Source organism: Paracoccus alkenifer (assembly GCF_900108405.1).
In the GTDB taxonomy this organism is placed as follows: Bacteria; Pseudomonadota; Alphaproteobacteria; order Rhodobacterales; family Rhodobacteraceae; genus Paracoccus; species Paracoccus alkenifer.
Window position 1 is genome coordinate 116,748 of record NZ_FNXG01000003.1, and the last position, 19,995, is coordinate 136,742.

20 protein-coding genes are annotated in these 19,995 nt (G+C 68.3%); 15 read left to right on the forward strand and 5 right to left on the reverse strand.

The features are described 5' to 3' along the window. Positions 1–10: 10 nt before the first annotated feature. The 8 genes from BLW83_RS08920 to BLW83_RS08955 are packed head-to-tail and all read left to right on the forward strand — an operon-like array spanning position 11 to position 6,437. On the forward strand, positions 11–298 hold the full coding sequence (locus BLW83_RS08920) for a c-type cytochrome (protein WP_245728787.1): 288 nt from the start codon (positions 11–13) through the stop codon (positions 296–298). Further along, positions 295–1,458 carry a cytochrome D1 domain-containing protein gene (locus BLW83_RS08925; protein WP_090847810.1) on the forward strand — a complete coding sequence of 388 codons (1,164 nt, stop codon included), beginning with the start codon at positions 295–297 and terminating at the stop codon, positions 1,456–1,458. The genes BLW83_RS08920 and BLW83_RS08925 overlap by 4 nt, the downstream gene beginning before the upstream one ends. Then, on the forward strand, positions 1,455–2,435 hold the full coding sequence (gene ahbB, locus BLW83_RS08930) for a siroheme decarboxylase subunit beta (RefSeq protein WP_090847812.1): 981 nt from the start codon (positions 1,455–1,457) through the stop codon (positions 2,433–2,435). Before BLW83_RS08925 ends, ahbB (BLW83_RS08930) begins: the two co-directional genes overlap by 4 nt. Next, the gene (locus BLW83_RS08935; protein ID WP_090847814.1) at positions 2,432–2,914 is read left to right on the forward strand and encodes an Lrp/AsnC family transcriptional regulator; all 483 of its coding nucleotides are present in this window, start codon (positions 2,432–2,434) and stop codon (positions 2,912–2,914) included. The genes ahbB (BLW83_RS08930) and BLW83_RS08935 overlap by 4 nt, the downstream gene beginning before the upstream one ends. Further along, entirely contained in the window at positions 2,911–3,399 is a 489-nt protein-coding gene (gene ahbB / locus BLW83_RS08940) for a siroheme decarboxylase subunit beta (protein WP_090847816.1), read from the forward strand. The genes BLW83_RS08935 and ahbB (BLW83_RS08940) overlap by 4 nt, the downstream gene beginning before the upstream one ends. A gap of 12 nt (positions 3,400–3,411) precedes the next feature. After that, positions 3,412–4,635 carry a heme d1 biosynthesis radical SAM protein NirJ gene (gene nirJ, locus BLW83_RS08945; RefSeq protein ID WP_090847818.1) on the forward strand — a complete coding sequence of 408 codons (1,224 nt, stop codon included), beginning with the start codon at positions 3,412–3,414 and terminating at the stop codon, positions 4,633–4,635. Further along, positions 4,610–6,202 carry a nitrite reductase gene (locus BLW83_RS08950; protein ID WP_090847820.1) on the forward strand — a complete coding sequence of 531 codons (1,593 nt, stop codon included), beginning with the start codon at positions 4,610–4,612 and terminating at the stop codon, positions 6,200–6,202. Before nirJ ends, BLW83_RS08950 begins: the two co-directional genes overlap by 26 nt. Positions 6,203–6,224: 22 nt before the next feature. Next, positions 6,225–6,437 carry a hypothetical protein gene (locus BLW83_RS08955; RefSeq protein WP_090847822.1) on the forward strand — a complete coding sequence of 71 codons (213 nt, stop codon included), beginning with the start codon at positions 6,225–6,227 and terminating at the stop codon, positions 6,435–6,437. Positions 6,438–6,571: 134 nt separating this feature from the next. Here BLW83_RS08955 and BLW83_RS08960 read toward each other — a convergent pair whose 3' ends face one another. Further along, complete coding sequence (locus tag BLW83_RS08960; RefSeq protein ID WP_090847824.1) at positions 6,572–6,934, reverse strand: DUF5368 domain-containing protein; 363 nt, start codon at positions 6,932–6,934, stop codon at positions 6,572–6,574. A 13-nt stretch (positions 6,935–6,947) separates the two neighbouring features. Further along, positions 6,948–8,294, reverse strand: a complete 1,347-nt coding sequence (locus tag BLW83_RS08965; RefSeq protein WP_090847826.1) for an NAD(P)/FAD-dependent oxidoreductase — start codon at positions 8,292–8,294, stop codon at positions 6,948–6,950. Between the two features lie 262 nt (positions 8,295–8,556). Here BLW83_RS08965 and BLW83_RS08970 point away from each other — a divergent pair, with 262 nt between their 5' ends. From BLW83_RS08970 to BLW83_RS09000, 7 genes are read left to right on the forward strand one after another with little or no spacing between them, the layout of a single operon-like run. After that, positions 8,557–10,779 (forward strand): NosR/NirI family protein, encoded by a 2,223-nt coding sequence (locus tag BLW83_RS08970; RefSeq protein WP_090847828.1) that lies wholly within the window; start codon positions 8,557–8,559, stop codon positions 10,777–10,779. Between the two features lie 17 nt (positions 10,780–10,796). Beyond that, positions 10,797–12,752, forward strand: a complete 1,956-nt coding sequence (gene nosZ, locus BLW83_RS08975) for a TAT-dependent nitrous-oxide reductase (protein WP_090847830.1) — start codon at positions 10,797–10,799, stop codon at positions 12,750–12,752. A 4-nt stretch (positions 12,753–12,756) separates the two neighbouring features. After that, complete coding sequence (locus BLW83_RS08980; RefSeq protein WP_090847832.1) at positions 12,757–14,085, forward strand: nitrous oxide reductase family maturation protein NosD; 1,329 nt, start codon at positions 12,757–12,759, stop codon at positions 14,083–14,085. Further along, positions 14,051–14,953, forward strand: a complete 903-nt coding sequence (locus BLW83_RS08985) for an ABC transporter ATP-binding protein (RefSeq protein ID WP_090847834.1) — start codon at positions 14,051–14,053, stop codon at positions 14,951–14,953. Before BLW83_RS08980 ends, BLW83_RS08985 begins: the two co-directional genes overlap by 35 nt. Beyond that, complete coding sequence (locus BLW83_RS08990; RefSeq protein WP_090847836.1) at positions 14,950–15,771, forward strand: ABC transporter permease; 822 nt, start codon at positions 14,950–14,952, stop codon at positions 15,769–15,771. The genes BLW83_RS08985 and BLW83_RS08990 overlap by 4 nt, the downstream gene beginning before the upstream one ends. Continuing rightward, positions 15,768–16,331: a nitrous oxide reductase accessory protein NosL gene (locus tag BLW83_RS08995; RefSeq protein WP_090847839.1), complete on the forward strand. Its 564-nt coding sequence runs from the start codon at positions 15,768–15,770 to the stop codon at positions 16,329–16,331. The genes BLW83_RS08990 and BLW83_RS08995 overlap by 4 nt, the downstream gene beginning before the upstream one ends. Position 16,332: 1 nt before the next feature. Then, positions 16,333–17,247, forward strand: coding sequence for an FAD:protein FMN transferase (locus tag BLW83_RS09000; RefSeq protein WP_090848156.1), 915 nt, complete (start codon positions 16,333–16,335; stop codon positions 17,245–17,247). 10 nt (positions 17,248–17,257) lie between these two features. On the opposite strand, the gene ferA is transcribed toward BLW83_RS09000, so the two are convergent. Genes ferA through BLW83_RS09015 form a run of 3 tightly spaced genes read right to left on the reverse strand, consistent with a single transcriptional unit; the run spans position 17,258 to position 19,957 of the window. After that, complete coding sequence (gene ferA / locus BLW83_RS09005) at positions 17,258–17,803, reverse strand: flavin reductase FerA (protein ID WP_090847841.1); 546 nt, start codon at positions 17,801–17,803, stop codon at positions 17,258–17,260. Next, positions 17,800–18,609 (reverse strand): 3'(2'),5'-bisphosphate nucleotidase CysQ, encoded by an 810-nt coding sequence (locus tag BLW83_RS09010; protein WP_090847843.1) that lies wholly within the window; start codon positions 18,607–18,609, stop codon positions 17,800–17,802. The genes ferA and BLW83_RS09010 overlap by 4 nt, the downstream gene beginning before the upstream one ends. Next, the gene (locus BLW83_RS09015; RefSeq protein ID WP_090847845.1) at positions 18,596–19,957 is read right to left on the reverse strand and encodes a TldD/PmbA family protein; all 1,362 of its coding nucleotides are present in this window, start codon (positions 19,955–19,957) and stop codon (positions 18,596–18,598) included. Before BLW83_RS09015 ends, BLW83_RS09010 begins: the two co-directional genes overlap by 14 nt. Positions 19,958–19,995: the final 38 nt, after the last annotated feature.

The following is a 19,995-nucleotide window of genomic DNA, read 5'->3' on the forward strand; positions in this document are numbered from 1 at the left end:
GGCCACGGCGATGACCGCCGCGGTCACCCCTGCCGGACAGGCGGTTTCCCCGGCCCGGCAGGCACAGCTGGAACATATGGTGATCCAGGATTGCGGCTCGTGCCACGGGCTGACGATGAAGGGGGGGCTTGGCAAACCGATCACCCCCGGCGATCTTGCCGGCTTTGACCCCGAGGGGCTGGCGCTGATCATCCTCGACGGGGTGCCGGGCACGGCGATGCCGCCGTGGCGGCCGCTGATCTCGGAACCCGAGGCGCTGTGGATCGCCGAATATCTGATGAAGGAAAAGACCGAATGATCCGCCTGACGCTGACCGCCCTTGCCCTGATCGCGCCCGCCGCCGCGCTGGCGCAGGACGGCACCACCCTGCGCGGCACCGGCGATCTGGGCGTGGTGATCGAACGCGCCACCGGCTCGGTGCTGGTGGTGGACCAGTCGGACCGCGCCGCGTTGTGCCGGGTCGAGGGGTTGGGCGACCTGTCCCATGCCTCGCTGACCTTTTCCCCAGACGAGCGTTACGCCTATGTGTTCGGCCGCGACGGCGGGCTGTCCAAGGTCGATATCCTCGCCTGCACGCTGGAAAACCGCGTGATCCAGGCCGGTAATTCCATCGGCGGGGCGATTTCCGACGACGGGCGGCTGGTCGCGGTGTCGAATTACGAACCCGGCGGCGTCAATGTGCTCGACGCCGATACGCTGGCGCCGGTGGCGGAAATCCCGATGGGATCGAAAACCGTGGGGCTGGCCGATGTGCCCGGTTCCCGCTTTATCGTCGCCACCTGGGACGATGGCGAGGCGTGGCTGCTGGACCATTCCGCGGACCCCGCGAACCCGCAGATCACCCGTATCCCGGACGTGGGCGCGAACCCCTATGACGCGCTGCTGACCTCGGACGGGCGCACCTATATCGTGGGGCTGTTCGGGGAAAAGGGGCTGACCACCATCGACCTGTGGGCCGACCCGCCCACGCCCCGCCGCATCCTGCCCGATTACGGCAAGAACGAACCCGACCTGCCGGTCTACAAAATGCCGCATCTGCAAGGCTGGACGCTGGCCGGCGCCACCTATGCGCTGCCGGCAGTGGGGCTGCATCAGGTGCTGTGGGCGGACGCGGCCTCGGGTCAGGAAACCGGCCGCACCGATGTCGCGGGCCAGCCGGTGTTCGTCACCGCCCGCCCGGACGGGCGCGAACTGTGGGTGAACTTTGCGCCGCCCGACAACGGCAAGGTGCAGGTGATCGACAGCATGACGCATGAGGTCAAGCAGACGCTTGAGCCGGGCAACGGCATCCTGCACATGGAGTTCACCCCCCGCGGACGCGAGGTCTGGCTGTCGGCCCGCGACGATGACCGCGTGGTGATCTACGACAGCCGCACCTATGAAAAACTGGCCGAGATCGAGGCGCAGGCGCCGTCCGGCATCTTCTTTACCGCCCGCGCGCATCGGACCGGGCTATGACGGAACTGGCGCCCGACTGTCTGGACACGCGGCTGCTGGATGAATTCCAGCGCGATCTGCCGCTGGTCCCGCGCCCCTTTGCCGCCATGGCCGAGCGGCTGGGCACGACCGAAGCCGACGTGCTTTCACGACTGGCACGCTTGCAGGACTGCGGCCGGATCAGCCGCGTGGGCGCGACCTGCCGGCCGAACACGGCCGGTGCCTCGACCCTTGCCGCGCTGGCCATTCCCGAAGCGCGGATCGAGGAAGTCGCGGCGATCGTGGGCGCCGAGCCGGGCGTGAACCATTCCTACCTGCGCGAGGATTCCTGGAACCTGTGGTTCGTCGCCACCGCGCCCTCGGACGCCGAACTGGCGCAGTCGCTGGCGCGGATCGAGGCGGAATCGCGTCTGCCGGTGCTGTCGCTGCCGCTGGTGCGGCCGTTCAACATCGACCTTGGCTTTCGGTTGCGCGGGCCGCGCGTCGCACTGGGGCTGGACCGCGACGCCGATCTGAGCGCGCTGCGCGACGACGACCGCCCGATCATGCAGGCGCTGTCGGACGGGCTGGAACTGGTGGCGCAGCCCTTTGCCAAACTGGCCGGGCAACTGGGCCGCAGCGAAACCGACATCATCGCCCGCATCACAGCGCTGGCCGACGCCCGCATCCTGACCCGCGTCGGCGTCATCGTGCGCCACCGCGCGCTGGGCTGGGCCGCAAATGCCATGGTGGTCTGGCAACTGCCCGACCACGCCATCGAACCGGCCGGCATCGCGCTGGCGCAGGTGCCCGGCGTCACCCTGTGCTATCAGCGCCGCACCCAGCCCGGGGTCTGGGACTGGCCGCTGTTTTGCATGATCCACGCCCGCTCGCGCCCCGAGGCGCTGGCGGTGCTGGACTACGCCCGCGCCCTGCCGGAACTGGCCGGGGTGCCGCACAAGGTTCTGTTTTCAACCCGATGTTTCAAGCAGCGCGGCGCGCTGATCGAGGCCGCATGACACGACCATCCCGTCAAATCCTGCCGCAGGATGCGCTGGACGACACCGACCGCGCCATCCTGAACGCGTTGCAGGACGGGTTCCCGCTGACCCCCTGCCCCTATGACGACGCAGCCGAACCGCTGGGGATCGCGGGCAGCGAGCTGATCTCGCGGCTGACCCGGATGCGCCAGATCGGCGCCATCACCCGCTTTGGCCCGTTCTTTGACGCGGCCGCGATGGGCGGCGCGTTTTGCCTGTGCGCGATGGCGGTCCCCGAGGACCGCTTTGACGAGGTGCTGGCCCAGGTCAATGCCCACCCCGAGGTCGCGCATAACTATGAACGCACCCATGCGCTGAACATGTGGTTCGTGCTGGCCACCGACCGCCCCGAGGGGATCGAGCGGACCGCGAAAACCATCGAGAAAGAGACGGGGCTGAAAGTGATGCTGTTTCCCAAGCTCGAGGAATATTTCATCGGTTTCCGGGTGCAGGCATGACCGCGCCGCTGGACCCCATCGACCGCCGCATCGTCAAGGCGACGCAGGCCGGGCTGCCCCTGACCCCCGCCCCCTATGCCGCCGTGGCCGAGGCGCTGGCCCTGACCGAGGCCGAGGTGATCGCCCGCCTTGCCTCGATGCAGGACCGCGGCATCGTGCGCCGCATCGCCGTCGCACCCAACCATTATGCGCTGGGCATGATCGCCAACGGGATGAGCGTGTGGGACGTCACCGACGACCGCATCAGCGAATTGGGCGCGCAGGTCGGCGCGCTGCCCTTTGTCACCCATTGCTACCAACGGCCGCGCGCCCTGCCCGGCTGGCCCTATAACCTGTTCGCGATGCTGCACGGCGAAAGCCGCACCGAGGTCGAGGCCAAGCGCGACGAAGTGGCCGCCCTGCTTGGCACCGCCTGCCGCAGCCACGATATCCTGTATTCCACGCGTATCCTGAAAAAGACCGGGTTGCGCCTGCGCGACGAATGAAAGGGGGCAAGGATGTTCCGCCTGACCCAATACATGCACCAGCTGGTCGAGCCGACCCCGGTCCGCCGCCGCGGCACGCCCGGCTCGGTCAAGCCGGTGGTGATCTGGAACCTGACCCGCACCTGCAACCTCAAGTGCCGCCACTGCTACACGGTCAGTTCCGACCACGTGTTCCCGGGCGAGCTGACCCATGAACAGGCGCTGGGGGTGCTGGACGACCTGTCGCAGTTCCGCATCCCGGCGCTGATCCTGTCGGGGGGCGAGCCGCTGAGCCGCTTTGATTTCTGGGAACTGGCCGAACGCGCACGGGCGCTGGATTTCCGGCATCTGTCACTGTCCACCAACGGCACCAAGCTGGGCGAGCCGGGCGTGGCCGACCGGGTGGCGGCGCTGGGTTTCGACTATGTCGGCATCAGCCTTGACGGGATCGGGGCCACCAACGACTGGTTCCGCGGCGTCGAGGGAGCGTTCGACAATGCGCTGGCCGGCGTGCGCGCCTGCAAGGCCCGCGGGGTCAAGGTGGGCCTGCGCTTTACCATCACCAAGGACAACGGCGACCAGCTGCCGCTGATGCTGGACCTGTGCGAATCCGAAGGGGTGGACAAGTTCTATCTGTCGCATCTGGTCTATGCCGGGCGTGGCGACAAGCACCGGGGCGAGGATCAGGAACACGCCCATACCCGCCGCGCCATGGACCTGCTGATCGAACGCGGCTGGGACGCGGTGTCCAAGGGCCGCCCGCTGGAAATCGTGACCGGCAACAACGACGCCGACGCGGTGTGGTTCATGCGCTGGGCGGAACGTAATTTTGACGCCGCTGCCGTGGCGCATATGCGCGAGCATCTGGTGGCCTGGGGCGGCAATTCCTCGGGGCTGGGGGTGGGGAATATCGACCCCCAGGGCAAGGTGCATCCCGACACCTACTGGTCCGACTACACGATCGGCAGCGTCAAGGAAAAGCCGTTCAGCCAGTGGTGGACCGGCGACGATCCCATGCTGGCCACGCTGCGCACAAGGCCGCGCCCGCTCAAGGGCCGCTGCGGCGCCTGCGCGTTTCAGGATGTCTGCGGCGGCAACACCCGCATCCGTGCCCTGCAACTGACCGGCGACCCCTGGGCCGAGGATCCCGCCTGCTACCTGTCCAACGCCGAAATCGGGGTCGAGGGCGATCTTGAGCGGCTGACCGTGACTCCGTTTCGTGGAAAGAGCCATGACCCCGCGCATCGTTTCTTCTGAAGGACGCCTCCGGCGGGGGTATTTTCGCCAGAAAGAAGTCCTGTGGGCAGCAGCCCTTGCGCTGGCGCCCTTGTCCGTGGCGGCCGATCCGGCGGCGGATTACGCCGAGCATTGCGCATCCTGCCACGCCGAGAACCGGCTGGGCGGCACCGGCCCGGCGCTGATCCCGGAAACGCTGGGCAGGGTGAAGGGGCTGGACGGGGTGATCGCCCAAGGCCGCCCCGCCACCCAGATGGAGGGTTTCGCCGACGAGCTGTCGCCCGAGCAGATCGCGGCGCTGGTCGACTTCATCAAGGCGCCGCTGGCGGAAACTCCGTCCTGGACCGTGGCCGACATTGAGGACAGCCGCGAGATGGAGGCGGATTATACCCCCGCCGAGGCGCCCGTCTTTGACGCCGATCCGATGAACATCACCCTGGTGGTCGAGACCGGCGACCATCATGTCAGCGTGCTGGACGGCGACACCCTGGACGTTCTGGACCGTTTCGCGACCCCCTATGCGGTGCATGGCGGGCCGAAATTCTCGCCCGACGGGCGCTATGTGTTCATCATGTCGCGCGACGGCTGGGTCGAGAAATACGACATCTGGTCGCTGCGCGAGGTCGGCCGTGTCCGCGCCGGGCTCAACAGCCGCAACATCGCGATGAGCCATGACGGGCGGTGGCTGGCCGTGGCCAACTATCTGCCGCAGACGCTGACCATCCTGTCGACCGAAACGCTGGAACCCGTCCGCGTGATCGACGTGGCCGGCCGCGACGGCACCCCCAGCCGGGTGGGCGCGGTCTATCAGGCGCCCGACCGCAAGAGCTTCATCCTCGCGCTCAAGGACGCGCCCGAGATCTGGGAAATCGCCACCGACCCCGATGCCGGGCCGTTCCACGACGGGCTGGTCCACAGCCACGAAAAGGGGATGGAGGAATCCTTTGGCGCGCAAAAGGGCCTGTTCGCCCGCCGCCGCATGATGGTGGACGAACCGCTGGACGATTTCTTTTTCGACCCCGGCTATCGCAACCTGATCGGCACCAACCGCGAGGGCACCAAGGGCGTCGTGGTCAACCTGGTCACCGGGACCGAGATCGCCGAACTGCCGCTGCCGGGGATGCCGCATCTGGGGTCCGGCATCACTTGGGATCGCGACGGGCACAAGGTCATGGCCACCCCGCATCTGAACGAGGGCGTGCTGTCGGTGATCGACATGACCGACTGGACGCTGGTCAGGCAGATCCAGACCAACGGCCCCGGTTTCTTCCTGCGCAGCCACGAGACCAGCCCCCATGTCTGGGCCGACGTGTTCTTCGGCCCGCACAAGGACGAGCTGCATATCATCGACAAGCAGACGCTGGAAATCGTCAAGACGCTGAACCCGGCGCCGGGCAAGACCGTGGCCCATACCGAATTCACCCGCGACGGCAAATACGCGTTGGTGTCGATCTGGGAAGACGACGGCGCGGTCGTCGTCTATGATGCCGCCACGCTTGAGGAGGTCAGGCGCCTGCCGATGCGCAAGCCTTCGGGGAAATACAATGTCTGGAACAAGATCACCTTCTCGGACGGAACCAGTCACTGACGGGCAGGCACCGGGGCGCAACATGGTGCGGCTGGCGCTGATCCTGGTGCCCTTTGTCTGGGGGGCGGTGGCGATCAACCTGTTCATGCTGGCGCTGATCGGGCGCGCGCTTGGCTGGCCCAGCCTGTCGCCGGTGGCGACGATGATCATGGCCGTGCCGCTGACCCTGCCCGCGACATGGCTGGCCACGCGCTGGATCGGCGGGCTGCTGGATGAGGCCGAGCGCGGCAACTGACCGCTGCCGCGCCCTCACGCTCTCGGCCGCGCCAGCCTCGGGGCGGCGGCAGGCTTCATCTTGCCGGAAATATCCTCGGGGGGCGCAGGGGGCGGAAAGCCCCCCGGCTTCGGCCGCGCAACCGGCTCCGTCGCCTATGTCTTGGGCCGGCGCACCAGCGGGCGGGCCAGCGATTGCGCGGTATAGACCAGGACCGCGATGCCGACGGCACCCATCGCGGCCACCCCCAGCAGCGTGATCACGTCGATCGGGCCGCCGATGTCGCGCAGCCCTGACCGGGTGATCCGCAGCACAAAGGCCACCGCCGCCACCGCGCCAAAGGGCATCGCGATCTGGGCCCACAGGAACTTGTGCATCGACATCGCACGGTCGCGGATCAGCACATACAGATAGGCTGCGGTCACGACCAGCGCCACCGCGACCAGCCCCCAGAACAGCCAGCGGCCGAACATTTCCTCGAACACCGCGATCAGCGTGCCCAGCGTCATATCTTGCATGGCGCGTTCCTCCTCAGGCCTTGCCGCGCAGCATGGCGTTATAGGTGGCCTTCAGCGCCACCTCTTTCATCAGCCAGCTGATCCACAGTTCTTCCAGCGGCGCGATCAGGCCGGGGAACGAGGGGACCAGGTTGTTGTCATAGTCGAACTCGACCAGCATCGCCCGGCCAACGCGGGTGATCATCGGGCACGAGGTATAGCCGCCATAAATCGCCGTCCCCTCGCGCCCCTGGATCGCGGCAACCAGATGGTCCTCGACCACCGGCACCTGCCATTTCACGCTGGCGGCGGTCTTGCCCTTGGGGATACCCGCGATGTCGCCCAGCGCAAAGATTTCCGGGTAGCGCAGGTGGCGCAGGGTCTGCATGTCGCATTGCAGCCAGCCCTGATCGGTCCATTTGTCGGCCCAGCTCAGCCCCGATTCCCGGATCACCTGGGGCGCGCGCTGGGGCGGGATCACATGCAGATAGTCATAGGGCATCTCGACCGTGGATTTCACGGCCTCGCCGTCCGCGCCGGGGGCCGAGGTCTCGAACCGCGCCAGCTTGCGGCCCGGCTCGATCCCTTTCAGCGTGTGGCCGTAATGGGTGGCGATGCCGCGCTCGCCAAACAGCATCCGCACCTTTTCCGACACGATCGGCACGGAAAACAGCACGGACTGCGGGCAGACGTAATGCGCCTCATACTTGCCGGCGGCGCCGTTGCGGCTGGCGATGTCGTCGATCAGAAAGGTGTGTTTCAGCGGCGCGCCGGCGCATTTCATCTCGGTTTCGGGGCGGCTGAAGATGCCGACCCCGCCGGTTTCGGTGAACTGCGAGGCCGCCTGCCAGGTCCGCGCCGCATATTCCGGCCCGGCGTATAGCGCGCCCAGCCCGTCCTTGCCGACCAGATCCAGCGAGAACCCCTCGATCGCGTCGTGATCCAGCACCAGACCCGGCGCGACGATCAGAAAGTCATATTCCAGCCGCTGCCCGCCCGAGGTGGTGACGGTCTTTGCCTCGGGGTCGATGGCGGCGGCCTGTTCGGCCACCAGCGTGACGCCGCGCGGCAGCCAGTCGGTGGTGCGCGACACCACATAGCCCGGCGGCTTCAGCCCCGCTGCGACCAGCGACAGGCCGGGCTGGTAAAGATGTTCGGCGCGCGCATCGACCAGGGTGATCTGCGCACCGTCCAGCCGCTGCACCAGCCGGTTGGCAAAAGCGGTCCCGGCCGCGCCGGCGCCGATGATGACGATGCGCGCGCTGCTGCGCACCAAGGCCGCCTGCGCGGGCGCGGTTCCCAGCCCCGCAGCGGCCGCACCGGCCAGCGCCATGCCCAGCACCCCCCGGCGCGAGGTCGTCAGTTCCACCCTTCGGCTCATCGTCCATTCCCTCCCTGCAACCGTCCCGGCCATCTTTCCGCATATCACATATTTTCGTTGGTATGAAGATACATTCCTGCGGCCATTTGTCCCAGCCGTCGGGATTCCGGCAATTAATCCGGGGCGTTGCGGCGATATTTGTTGAATGCAACGTATTTCAGCCCGTCCCGCGGCGACGGCGGCGGGGACGGAATTGACCCTACTCAAGTCGTCCCGGACCCCGGTTTGCTAAGCAGCGGCGAAAACAGCCGGAACGCCAGCCATGAACATCCTTCGCCTCGTCGTCCTTCTTTGCAGCTGGCTGGCAGTCACGGGGCCGGCACAGGCGGAATCGGTGCTGGCAAAGTTTCTGCCCGCGCAATCGGCCGCCGAGCTGGTCGAGGGTGCCGACGGCTTCGGCCCCATCCGCGACGACATCCCGGTGGCCCCGGTGCTGCGCGGCGGCGAAACCGTGGCCTGGGCCTTTGTCACCACGGATTTCGTCGGCACCACCGGCTATTCCGGCAAGCCCATCCATACCATGGTCGCGGTGGACGCCGACGCCAGGATCGCCGGCGTGCAGCTGGTGCACCACTCGGAACCCATCGTGCTGATCGGCATCCCCGAATCGCGGGTGCAGACCATGGTCGAGGGCTATCGCGGGCTGGACCTCGTGCCCGAGGCCGCGGCCGGCGGCACCGCCCATGATGTCGACATCATCTCGGGCGCGACGGTCACCGTCATGGTGATCGACGATTCCATCGTCCGTTCCGGCCTGCGGGTGGCGCGGACGCTGGGTCTGGGCGGGCTGGCCGCGCCCGCTGCGCCCACCGGCCCCAGCTTCGAGATAGATCCCGACGCCCCCGCCCCCGCCGACTGGGCCGAGATGGAGGGCGACGGCACCCTGCGCCGGCTGGTGCTTGAGGTCGCGCAGGTCAACGAGGCATTCGCCGCCAACCCCGACCCCCGCGCCGCCCGCCGCGCGCTGACCGACGACCCCGAGACCACCTTTATCGAGATGCAGGTGGCGCTGGCGTCGGTCCCCTCGATCGGCGAATCGCTGCTGGGCGAGGCGCAGAACGCCAACCTGCAAAGCTGGTTGAAGCCCGGCGAACAGGCCATCGCGGTGGTGGGGCGCGGGCTCTACAGCTTCAAGGGGTCGGGCTATGTTCGCGGCGGCATCTTTGACCGGATCGTGCTGATTCAGGACGATATTTCGGTGCGCTTCCACGACCGGGAACACCGCCGCATCAACGGCATCCGCCCTGCGGACGCGCCCGAATTCCCGGAAATGGACCTGTTCAAGATCCCGGCAGAGGCGGGGTTCGACCCGGCCCGGCCGTTCCGTATCCAGCTGCTGGTGCATCGCGACGTCGGGCCGACCGAAAAGCTGTTCACCACCTTTGAGCTTGGCTATCAGCTGCCGCAGCAATATCTGCGCGCCGCCACCCCGCCCCCGGCCGACCCCGAGACGGCCGGCGCGGCGGAAACCGCCACCGCCCCCGCCCCCGCCATCTTTGCCGAGCCATCGGAAAGCCAGGCGCAGGCCGAGCTGTGGAAACGGATCTGGCGCGATTCCAAGGTCAAGATCGCCATTCTGGGCGCGATGCTGGCGGTGCTGACGCTGGTGTTCTTTTTCCAGGGTTTCGCCACCCGCAACGAAAAGCGCTTCTACATCTTCCGCATGGCCTATCTGGCGGTGACGCTGGTGGTGCTGGGCTGGATGTTCAACGCGCAGCTGTCGGTGGTGAACATCATGGCGCTGACCGGGTCGCTGATGTCGGGTTTCAGCTGGCAGGCGTTCCTGCTGGACCCGCTGACCTTCATCCTGTGGTTCGCGGTGGCGGCGGCGCTGCTGTTCTGGGGCCGGGGCGCTTATTGCGGCTGGCTGTGCCCCTTTGGCGCGCTGCAAGAGCTGACCAACCAGATCGCGCGCAAGCTGCGCATCCCGCAATGGACCCTGCCCTGGGGGCTGCATGAACGGCTGTGGCCGGTCAAATACATGATCTTCCTTGGGCTTTTCGGGGTGTCGCTGGCCAGTATCGAGCAGGCCGAGCGCCTGGCCGAGGTCGAGCCGTTCAAGACCGCGATCATCCTGAACTTTGTCCGCGCCTGGCCCTTTGTCGCCTATGCGGTGGCGCTGCTGGTGGCGGGGCTGTTCGTGGAACGCTTTTACTGCCGCTACCTGTGCCCGCTGGGCGCGGGGCTGGCGATCCCGGCGCGGCTGCGGATGTTCGACTGGCTCAAGCGCTATCGCGAGTGTGGCAACCCCTGCCAGACCTGCGCCAATGAATGCCCGGTGCAGTCGATCCACCCGACCGGAGAGATCAACCCCAACGAGTGCATCAACTGCCTGCATTGTCAGGTGCTTTATCAGTCCGAAACGAAATGCCCGGTGGTGATCCGGCAGCTCAAGCGCCGCCAGTCGGTGGCCGCCAGCCCCGCGCCACGGCTGGGACCGGCCCCGGCGGGCCATCCCAACGCAACCCCGAGACTCAAGACCTGAAACAGAGGAGGTCGAACATGGAAACCAACGACAAGAAAGGCTTCAGCCGCCGCGCCCTGCTGGGCGCCACCGCCGGCGGCGCCGCCGTCGCGGGCGCCTTCGGCGGCCGGCTGGCGCTGGGGCCGGCCGCGCTGGGGCTGGGCACGGCCGCGGCCGTGACCGCCGGCACCGCCGGTGCGGCGGGCGCGGCGGACATCAACATCGCCCCCGGGCAGCTCGACCAGTATTACGGTTTCTGGTCCTCGGGGCAGACCGGCGAGGTGCGCATTCTCGGCATCCCCTCGATGCGCGAGCTGATGCGGATCCCGGTGTTCAACCGCTGCTCGGCCACCGGCTGGGGCCAAACCAACGAATCGCTGCGGATCCTTGAGCGCTCGATGACCGAAAAGACCCGCAAGCATCTGGCGGCGAACGGCAAGCGCATCCACGACAACGGCGACCTGCACCACCTGCACATGTCCTATACCGAGGGCAAATACGACGGCCGCTACCTGTTCATGCAGGACAAGGCCAACACCCGCGTCGCCCGCGTGCGCTGCGACGTGATGAAATGCGATTCCATCCTGGAAATCCCGAACGCCAAGGCGATCCACGGGATGCGTCCGCAGAAATGGCCGCGCAGCAACTATCTGTTCTGCAACGGCGAGGACGAGGCGCCGCTGATCAACGACGGCACCACGATGGATGATATCTCGACCTATGTGAACGTGTTCACCGCCGTGAACGCCGACGAAATGGAGGTCGCGTGGCAGGTGCTGGTGTCGGGCAACCTCGACAACACCGACTGCGACTACGAAGGGAAATGGGCGTTCTCAACCAGCTACAACTCGGAAATGGGGATGAACCTCGCCGAGATGAGCGAGGCCGAGATGGACCACGTCGTCATCTTCAACATCGCCGAGATCGAAAAGGCGATCGAGGCCGGCCAGTATGAGGAAATCAACGGCTGCAAGGTGCTGGACGGCCGCAAAGAGGCCAAAAGCCAGTTCACCCGCTATATCCCCATCGCCAACAACCCCCATGGCTGCAACATGGCGCCGGACAAGCGCCATCTGGTCCTGAACGGCAAGCTGTCGCCCACCGTCACCGTGCTTGACGTGACCCGGCTGGACGCGATCTTCTATGAAGGCGCCGAATTGCGCAGCGCCGTGGTGGCGGAACCGGAACTGGGGCTTGGCCCGCTGCACACCGCCTTTGACGGGCGCGGCAACGCCTATACCTCGACCTTCATCGACAGCCAGGTGGTCAAGTGGAACATTCAGGACGCGATCCGCGCCTATGCCGGCGAGGACGTGGACCCGATCAAGCAAAAGCTGGACGTCCACTACCAGCCCGGCCACCTCAAGACCACGATGGGCGAAACGCTGGACGCGCAGAACGACTGGCTGGTCGTGCTGTGCAAGTTTTCCAAGGACCGTTTCCTGAACGTCGGCCCGCTCAAGCCGGAAAACGACCAGCTGATCGACATTTCCGGCGACCAGATGGTGCTGGTCCACGACGGCCCCACCTTTGCCGAGCCGCATGACGCCATCGCCGTCGATCCCGCGATCATGTCGGGGGTCATCAAGTCGGTGTGGGACCGCGACGACGAGATGTGGGCCGAAACCCGCAAGCAGGCCGATGCGGACGGCGTCGACATCGACGAATGGACCGACACGATCATCCGCGATGGCAACAAGGTCCGCGTCTACATGTCCAGCGTCGCCCCCAGCTTCTCGATCGAGAGCTTCACGGTGACCGAAGGCGACGAGGTGACGGTGATCATCACCAACCTGGACGAGATCGACGACCTGACCCACGGCTTTACCATGGGCAACCACGGTGTCGCGATGGAGATCGGGCCGCAGATGACCTCGTCGGTGACCTTTGTCGCGGCCAGCCCGGGCGTCTACTGGTATTATTGCCAGTGGTTCTGCCACGCGCTGCACATGGAAATGCGCGGCCGGATGCTGGTCGAGCCGAAGGCGGCCTGATCCGATGCTCTGGCTGTCGCTGATCCTTGGCCTGATCCTTGCCCCGGCTGCGCTTGCCGCCGGGATCGAGGTCGCGCCCGGGCAGGGCAGCCTTGCGCGCGCCATCGCCGGGGCATCCCTCGGCGATGTGCTGACCCTGGGCGACGGGGTCCACGCCGGCCCCGTCACCATCGACCGCCCGCTGACCATCACCGGCTCGCGCGATGCCATCGTGGACGGGCAGGGACAGGGCACGGTCATCACCATCGAGGCCCCCGACGTGACGCTGCGCGGGTTTTCCGTCACCGGCTCGGGGATGCAGAACCAGGATCTTGACGCCGGGGTCAAGATCCGCAAGGGCGCCGACCGGGCGCAGGTGCTGGAACTGGCGCTCAGCGACAACATGCACGGCATCGACGTCCACGGCGGGCGCGACGCGCAGGTGATCGGCAACCAGATCACCGGCACCCAGCATCAGCACATGAACGAACGCGGCAACGGCGTCTATGTCTGGAACAGCCCCGGCACCGTGGTCGAACGCAACATCATCCGGCACGGCCGCGACGGCATTTTTTCCAACACCAGCGCCGACAGTTTCTATCGCAACAACCTGTTTCGCGACCTGCGCTTTGCGGTGCATTTCATGTATACTCGCAACACCGAGGTGTCGGGCAACATCAGCATCGGCAACCATCTGGGCTTTGCGATCATGTTCTCGGACCGGCCGGTGATTCGCGGCAACCTCAGCCTTGGCGACCGCGAACACGGGGTGATGCTGAACTATGCCAACAGCGGCGATGTGGCCGGCAATCTGGTGCGCGGCGGCACCGGCAAATGCCTGTTCATCTACAACGCCCACAAGAACCTGATCTACGACAACCGCTTTCAGGACTGCGGCATCGGCATCCATTTTACCGCCGGGTCGGAACGCAACGTGCTGACCGGCAATGCCTTTCTGAGCAACCGCGAGCAGGTGAAATACGTCGGCACCCGCCACATGGAATGGAGCCTTGAGGGACGCGGCAACTACTGGTCCGACCACCCCGCCTTTGACCTGAACGGCGACGGCATCGCCGACGGCACCTACCGCCCCAACGACCTGATGGACCATATCCTGTGGTCGCAGCCCGCCGCGGCCCTGCTGACCGGGTCGCCCGCCGTCCAGCTGATCCGCTGGAGCCAGAGCAACTTTCCCGCCACCCTGCCCGGCGGCGTGCGCGACAGCGCGCCGCTGATGCAGCCGCTGGCCATTCCCGTCCCCGACGACATTCGCGCCATGGAAGCCGCCGTCGCCGGGCGCTGGGACAAAGGTAATTTCGATGACTTCGACGCTGAAAATCTCACGACTCACTAAGCGCTACGATTCGGTCGAGGCGCTGCGCGAGGTGTCGCTGACCCTGGAACCGGGGATGCGCATGGCGCTGCTGGGCCACAACGGCGCCGGCAAGTCCACGATGATGAAGATCATCCTGGGACTGATCCCCTTTGACGGGGGCGAGGTCTCGGTCTGCGGCGGCGCCCCCGGATCGGCCGCCAGCCGCGCGCAGGTCGCCTATCTGCCCGAAAATGCGGCTTTTCACCCGGCGCTGACCGGCGAGGAACAGATCCGCCACTACCTTGCGCTGCGCGGCGAAAGCACCGCGCAGGCGGGCGAGCTGCTGGAACGTGTGGGGCTGGGCCACGCGGCGCGGCGCCGCATCGGCACCTATTCCAAGGGGATGCGCCAGCGCGTCGGGCTGGCGCAGACGCTGATCGGGCGGCCGCGCCTGCTGGTGCTGGACGAACCCACCTCGGGGCTGGACCCGGTGTCGCGGCGCGATTTCTACGCGCTGCTGGACGGGCTGGCGGCCGAGGGCGCCTCGATCCTGCTGTCCAGCCACGCGCTGACCGAGGTCGAGGCCCGCACCGACCGCATCCTGATCCTGTCGCGCGGCCGGCTGGTCGCAAGCGGCACTCTGCCCAGCCTGCGGCAAGAGGCCGCGCTGCCGGTCACGCTGCTGGTCACCCCGGCCGAGGGGCGCGCAAAGGCGCTGGCCGCTGCCCTGCCCGGCGCCACGGCCACCGCCGACGGGCGGCTGCGGCTGGACTGTCCGCAGGCCGACAAGCTGGCGGTGCTGGCGCGGATCGTCACCGCGCTGGGGCCGCAGATGGCCGATCTGGACGTGATCCCGCCCAGCCTCGAAGACATCTACACGAATTTCAGCCATAGGGACGGGTCATGAGCCGCATCCTCGCCACCGCGGCATCCGAATTCCGCATCGCGTTGCGCAACCGCTGGGTGGCCATCGCCACGGCGCTGATGGTGCTGTTTTCGCTGGTGCTGGCCGCCACGGGCGCCGCGCCGACCGGCGACGTGGGCGTGGACCCGCTGTCGGTCACGGTCGTGTCGCTGACCTCGCTGGCCGTTTATCTGGTGCCGCTGCTGGCCCTGCTGATGAGCTTTGACGCCATCGCCGGCGAGGTCGAGCGCGGCACCCTGCCCCTGCTGCTGACCTATCCGGTGTCGCGGTTGCAGATCCTGCTGGGCAAGCTGCTGGCGCATCTGGCGATCCTGACGCTGGCGCTGGTCTTGGGCTATGGCGCGGCGGGGGTGATGGCGTTCATCACCGACCCGGCCTCGATCACCGCGCTGCCGTCGCTGTGGCGGCTGATCTGGACCTCGGTCCTGCTGGGCGCGGCGTTTCTGGGGCTGGGCTATACGCTGTCGTCGCTGTCGAGGCGCCCTTCGGGGGCGGCGGGGCTGGCGATGGGGCTGTGGCTGCTGTTCGTGGTGCTTTACGATCTGGGGCTGCTAGCGATGGTGGTCACCGACGGCGGCGGCGCGCTGACCACCCATGTGCTGCCGGTGGCGCTGCTGGCCAACCCGGCCGATGCGTTCCGCCTGTTCAACCTGTCCGCCGCCCACGCCGTGGCCGAGGCCGGCGGCATCGGCGGCGCCGCCCATGCCATTGCGCTGTGGAAATCCGCGGCCTCGCTGGTGCTGTGGCCGGTGGCGGCGCTGTTTCTGGCCTGGGCCGCATTCCGCAAGGTGACGCCATGAAGCTGCTGCCGCTTGCCCTGCTGCTGGCCGCCCTGACGCTGTCCGCCTGCAAGGAGGAGGTGGCGCAGGACATCGGCCCGCAGGAATTCACCGCCGAATCGCTGGGGCATTACTGCCAGATGAACCTGCTGGAACACCCCGGCCCCAAGGCGCAGGTGGTGCTTGAGGGGATGCCCACGCTGTTCTTCAGCCAGGTCCGCGACGCCGTCGCCTATACCCGCGCGCCCGAACAGATGGCCCCGATCCTTGCCGTCTATGTCAACGACATGGGTGCGCCCGGCGCCAGCTGGGACGTGCCCGGCGTGGGCAACTGGATCGACGCGAAAGCTGCGTTCTTCGTCGTCGGCTCGGCGCGCGAAGGCGGGATGGGCGCCCCCGAAACCGTGCCGTTTTCCTCGCGCGAGGCCGCGCAGGCGTTTGCCGATGCCGAGGGCGGGACCGTGCTGGAACTGGGCGCGATCCGCGACGACATGGTGCTGGCCCCCGTCGACATGGGCGACGAGGATGATGACGATTACCTGCGGCGCCTGCGCGCCCTTTCCCAACCCGCCGGAGGTTGACATGCTGACCCGCCGCCGCCTGCTGACGATTTCCGCCGCACTGGCCCTGACCCCCGCCGCCCTGCGCGCCGGCACCCCTCCGCCCGCCGAGCGGCTGTGGTCGGGGCAGGCGCTGGGGGCGCGCGCCTCGATCCGGCTTGCGCATCCCGACGCGCAGGCGATCTCGGGGCGGGTGCTGGCCGAGATCGACCGGCTGGAAAATATCCTTAGCCTTTACCGCCCGGACAGCGCGCTGGCGCGGCTGAACCGCGACGGCGCGCTGGACGCCCCGCCCTTTGAGCTGCTGGAATGCCTGTCGCTGGCCGGCGCGGTGCATGGCGCCAGCGGCGGGCGGTTCGACCCCAGCGTGCAGCCGCTGTGGGCGCTGTGGGCGGAATCGGCCGCCGCCGGCCACCAGCCCGCGCCCGCCGAGATCGCGGCCCGCCGTGCGGTCGTCGGCTGGGGCGGCGTGACGCTGGACAGCCGCCGCATCACCCTGCGCCCCGGGGCCGCGCTGACGCTGAACGGCATCGGCCAAGGCTATGTCGCCGACCGCGTGGCCGCGCTGCTGACCGCCGAGGGGTTGAGCGAGATCCTGATCGACACCGGCGAATTCCGCGCCCTTGGCGGCCATCCGGGGGGCGGCGCGTGGCAGATCACGCTGGCAGCCGGCGGGCAGGTCGGGCTGTCGGGGCGGGCGCTGGCGACCTCATCGCCCTTGGGCACGACCTTTGATCAGGCGGGGCAGGACGGGCATATCATCGACCCCGCCACCGGCAGCCCCGTCGCCGCGGACTGGCGCGAGATCACGATCTCGGCCCCCTCGGCCGCGCTGGCCGATGCGCTGAGCACCGCCGCCTGCGTGACCCCCGACCGCGACGCAATCGCGGCGATGGTCGCGCAATTTCCCGGCGCGCGGGTCGAGGCTGCGGTGTAGGGGCCGCGTCCTAGCCCGCCACCGGCTCGAACGCGCCGAAGCGGCCGGCGGCGAACACCAGCGGGTGATCGTCCGGCCCGGCGATGGTCACCTGCGCCACCCGCCCGACCAGGATCGAGTGGTCGCCCCCGTCATGCGCCGCATGGGCGTGGCAGTCGAACCGCGCCGCCACCCCCGGGATCTCGGGCGTGCCCAGCAGGGTGCGGCCCAGCGCGATGCCCTTGAACCCTGCCCCGCCGCGGGTAAAGCGCAGGCAGGTATCCAGCTGCTCACCCCCCAGCACATGGATGGACCACGCCGGCGCCTGTGCAAAGATGTCGTGCCGGCTGGACGCCCGCGCCGGGCACCAAAGCACCAGCGGCGGGTCCAGCGACACGCTGGTAAAGCTGTTCACCGTCATCCCCTGCGGCCCGTCCGCGCCCTCGGCGGTGACGATGGTGACGCCGGTGGCAAAGCGGCCCAGCGCCTCGCGGAACAGGCGGGCGGCCTCGGTGTCGGGGCGAAAGCTGATGGCGTCGGCCAGCCGGTCCAGCGTCTCGGGGGTCAGTCTTTTCATTCAGCGGTCCCTTTGTTCCGGCCGGGCGGCAGCACCACCAGCGCGCCCATGATTTCGGCGTGCAGGGCCGGCGCAGCCACGACCAGCCCGTCGCCCAAGGGCGGCATCTGGTTGAAGCGAAAGCCCTGCCCGCCCCGGTCCGTCACCACGCAGCCCGCGCATCCCGCAATCAGCGAGGCCGCCGCCACATCCCATTCCCACACCGGCCGCATCGACAGCACCGCATCGAACTGCCCGTCCGCCACCATGCAGAACCGCGAGGCAAGCGAGGGCCGGAACGCGCGCCTGACCGCAGGCGCCACGCCGCCGCGCCAGAACCCGGGGTCCAGCGAGGATTTCGCGGTCAGCACCCGGGCGCCCGCCAGCGGCACGGCCTCGGCCCGGATGGGTTCGTCGTTGCGGGTGGCCGGGCCGCCCGCGCAGGCGGCATAGGTGACGCCGCGCGCCGGCTGGTGGACCACCCCGGCGATGGGGCGGCCGTTTTCCACCACCGCCACGGCGACGGCGAAGCCGTCCTGCCCCTCGATAAAGGCGCGGGTGCCGTCGATCGGGTCGATGATGAACACGCGGGCAGCACTGGCGCGCGCGGCGCTGTCGGGGCTTTCCTCGGACAGCCAGCCGTAATCGGGGCGGGCGGCGCGCAGCAGCCGCTCAAGCTCGGTGTTGACGGCCAGATCGGCCTCGGACACCGGGCCTGCGCCCTGCGGCTTTTCCCAATGCCGAAAGCGGCCGCGCCAATGGGCCAGCGCGATTTCGCCGGCCGCAACCGCGGCCTGCCGGATCAGGGCAAGGTCACTCTCCGGCAACGGTCATGCCCTCGACAAGCAGGCTGGGCACGCGCAGGCTGCGCCAGTCGGGCAGGTCGTCGGCGGCGACCATCAGCATCAGCATCTCGCGCAGGTTGCCGGCGATGGTGCATTCGTTGACCGGATAGGCGATTTCGCCGTTTTCCACCCAGAACCCGGCGGCGCCGCGCGAATAATCCCCGGTGGTCGCGTTGATCGAGGCCCCCAGCATCGAGGTCACCACCAGCCCGCGCCCCATCTCGCGGATCAGCTCATCGGGCGAGGCGGTGCCTGCGGTCAGCGTCACATTGCTGGTCCCCGGCGAGGGCGGCGACGAGGTGCCGCGCACCGCGCTGGCGGTCGAGGCCATGCCCAGCTTGCGCGCGGTCGCCAGATCCAGCGTCCAGCCCTGCAATTCGCCCGCCTCGACGATCAGCCGGGGCGCGGTGCGCAGCCCCTCGCCGTCAAAGGGGCGCGAGGCCCCATGGCGCGGGCGGCGCGGATCCTCGGCCAGGTCCATGCCCGCGGGCAGCACCGGCTGGCCCAGGTCGTTGCGCAGCCAGCTGGACCCGCGCGCCACCGCGCTGCCGTTCACCGCCCCCAGCAGATGCGAGATCAGCGTGCCCGCAACGCGTTCGTCGTAAAGGATCGGAAAGGCCCCGGTTGGCGGCTTGCGCGCGCCCTGCCGCGCCACGGTGCGTTCGCCCGCCAGCCGCCCGATGTCTTCGGGGGTGGGCAGATCCGCGGCCCAGACCCGCGATTCGCCGGCCCAGTCGCGTTCCATCCCCAGCCCCTCGCCGGTGATGGCGACGGCGGAAATCCCGTGGCTGCTGCGCCCGTAGCCGGCCGAAAACCCGTTGCTGGCCGCCAGCCAGATGCGGCGCTGCACCGCCGAGGCGCTGGCCGATTCGGCCATGCTGACGCCATCGACCGCCAGCGCCGCGGCCTCGGCCCGCAGGGCAAGTTCCAGCAGCGCGGGGGGGTCGGGCAGCGGCTGTTCGTCGTCCAGCTGCAAAGGCCCCGCGTCGGTATCCGTGGCCAGCTGGTCGGGATGCGCCAGCCCGACATGATCATCCACCGGCGCCTCGCGCGCCATGGCGACGGCGCGTTCCGCCATTTCCGCCAGCGTCCGGTCCGAGGTCTCGCTGGCCGAAACGCAAGCCTGCCGCCCGCCCAGGATCACGCGCAGGCCGATCTCGATTCCCTCGGCCCGCTCGGCGTGTTCCAGCGCGCCTTGCCGCACCTCGACCGACAGCGCGGTCCCCGAGGTGGCGATGGCATCGGCCTCGTCCGCGCCGGCGGCGCGCGCGGCCGCGATCAGCGCATCGGTCAGCCGGGCCAGATCAGAGGGGGAATCGGTTCGAGTCATGCAGCCGCCTTTTCGTCGAAGCGAAAGGGCCGGACACA

Excerpts from the sequence above, each read along its gene's own strand:
- BLW83_RS08920 (WP_245728787.1), top strand. The coding sequence starts at position 11 with ATGACCGCCGCGGTCACCCCTGCCGGACAGGCGGTTTCCCCGGCCCGG.
- BLW83_RS08925 (WP_090847810.1), top strand. The coding sequence starts at position 295 with ATGATCCGCCTGACGCTGACCGCCCTTGCCCTGATCGCGCCCGCCGCC.
- ahbB (WP_090847812.1), top strand. The coding sequence starts at position 1,455 with ATGACGGAACTGGCGCCCGACTGTCTGGACACGCGGCTGCTGGATGAA.
- BLW83_RS08935 (WP_090847814.1), top strand. The coding sequence starts at position 2,432 with ATGACACGACCATCCCGTCAAATCCTGCCGCAGGATGCGCTGGACGAC.
- ahbB (WP_090847816.1), top strand. The coding sequence starts at position 2,911 with ATGACCGCGCCGCTGGACCCCATCGACCGCCGCATCGTCAAGGCGACG.
- nirJ (WP_090847818.1), top strand. The coding sequence starts at position 3,412 with ATGTTCCGCCTGACCCAATACATGCACCAGCTGGTCGAGCCGACCCCG.
- BLW83_RS08950 (WP_090847820.1), top strand. The coding sequence starts at position 4,610 with ATGACCCCGCGCATCGTTTCTTCTGAAGGACGCCTCCGGCGGGGGTAT.
- BLW83_RS08955 (WP_090847822.1), top strand. The coding sequence starts at position 6,225 with ATGGTGCGGCTGGCGCTGATCCTGGTGCCCTTTGTCTGGGGGGCGGTG.
- BLW83_RS08960 (WP_090847824.1), bottom strand. The coding sequence starts at position 6,934 with ATGCAAGATATGACGCTGGGCACGCTGATCGCGGTGTTCGAGGAAATG.
- BLW83_RS08965 (WP_090847826.1), bottom strand. The coding sequence starts at position 8,294 with ATGAGCCGAAGGGTGGAACTGACGACCTCGCGCCGGGGGGTGCTGGGC.
- BLW83_RS08970 (WP_090847828.1), top strand. The coding sequence starts at position 8,557 with ATGAACATCCTTCGCCTCGTCGTCCTTCTTTGCAGCTGGCTGGCAGTC.
- nosZ (WP_090847830.1), top strand. The coding sequence starts at position 10,797 with ATGGAAACCAACGACAAGAAAGGCTTCAGCCGCCGCGCCCTGCTGGGC.
- BLW83_RS08980 (WP_090847832.1), top strand. The coding sequence starts at position 12,757 with ATGCTCTGGCTGTCGCTGATCCTTGGCCTGATCCTTGCCCCGGCTGCG.
- BLW83_RS08985 (WP_090847834.1), top strand. The coding sequence starts at position 14,051 with ATGACTTCGACGCTGAAAATCTCACGACTCACTAAGCGCTACGATTCG.
- BLW83_RS08990 (WP_090847836.1), top strand. The coding sequence starts at position 14,950 with ATGAGCCGCATCCTCGCCACCGCGGCATCCGAATTCCGCATCGCGTTG.
- BLW83_RS08995 (WP_090847839.1), top strand. The coding sequence starts at position 15,768 with ATGAAGCTGCTGCCGCTTGCCCTGCTGCTGGCCGCCCTGACGCTGTCC.
- BLW83_RS09000 (WP_090848156.1), top strand. The coding sequence starts at position 16,333 with ATGCTGACCCGCCGCCGCCTGCTGACGATTTCCGCCGCACTGGCCCTG.
- ferA (WP_090847841.1), bottom strand. The coding sequence starts at position 17,803 with ATGAAAAGACTGACCCCCGAGACGCTGGACCGGCTGGCCGACGCCATC.
- BLW83_RS09015 (WP_090847845.1), bottom strand. The coding sequence starts at position 19,957 with ATGACTCGAACCGATTCCCCCTCTGATCTGGCCCGGCTGACCGATGCG.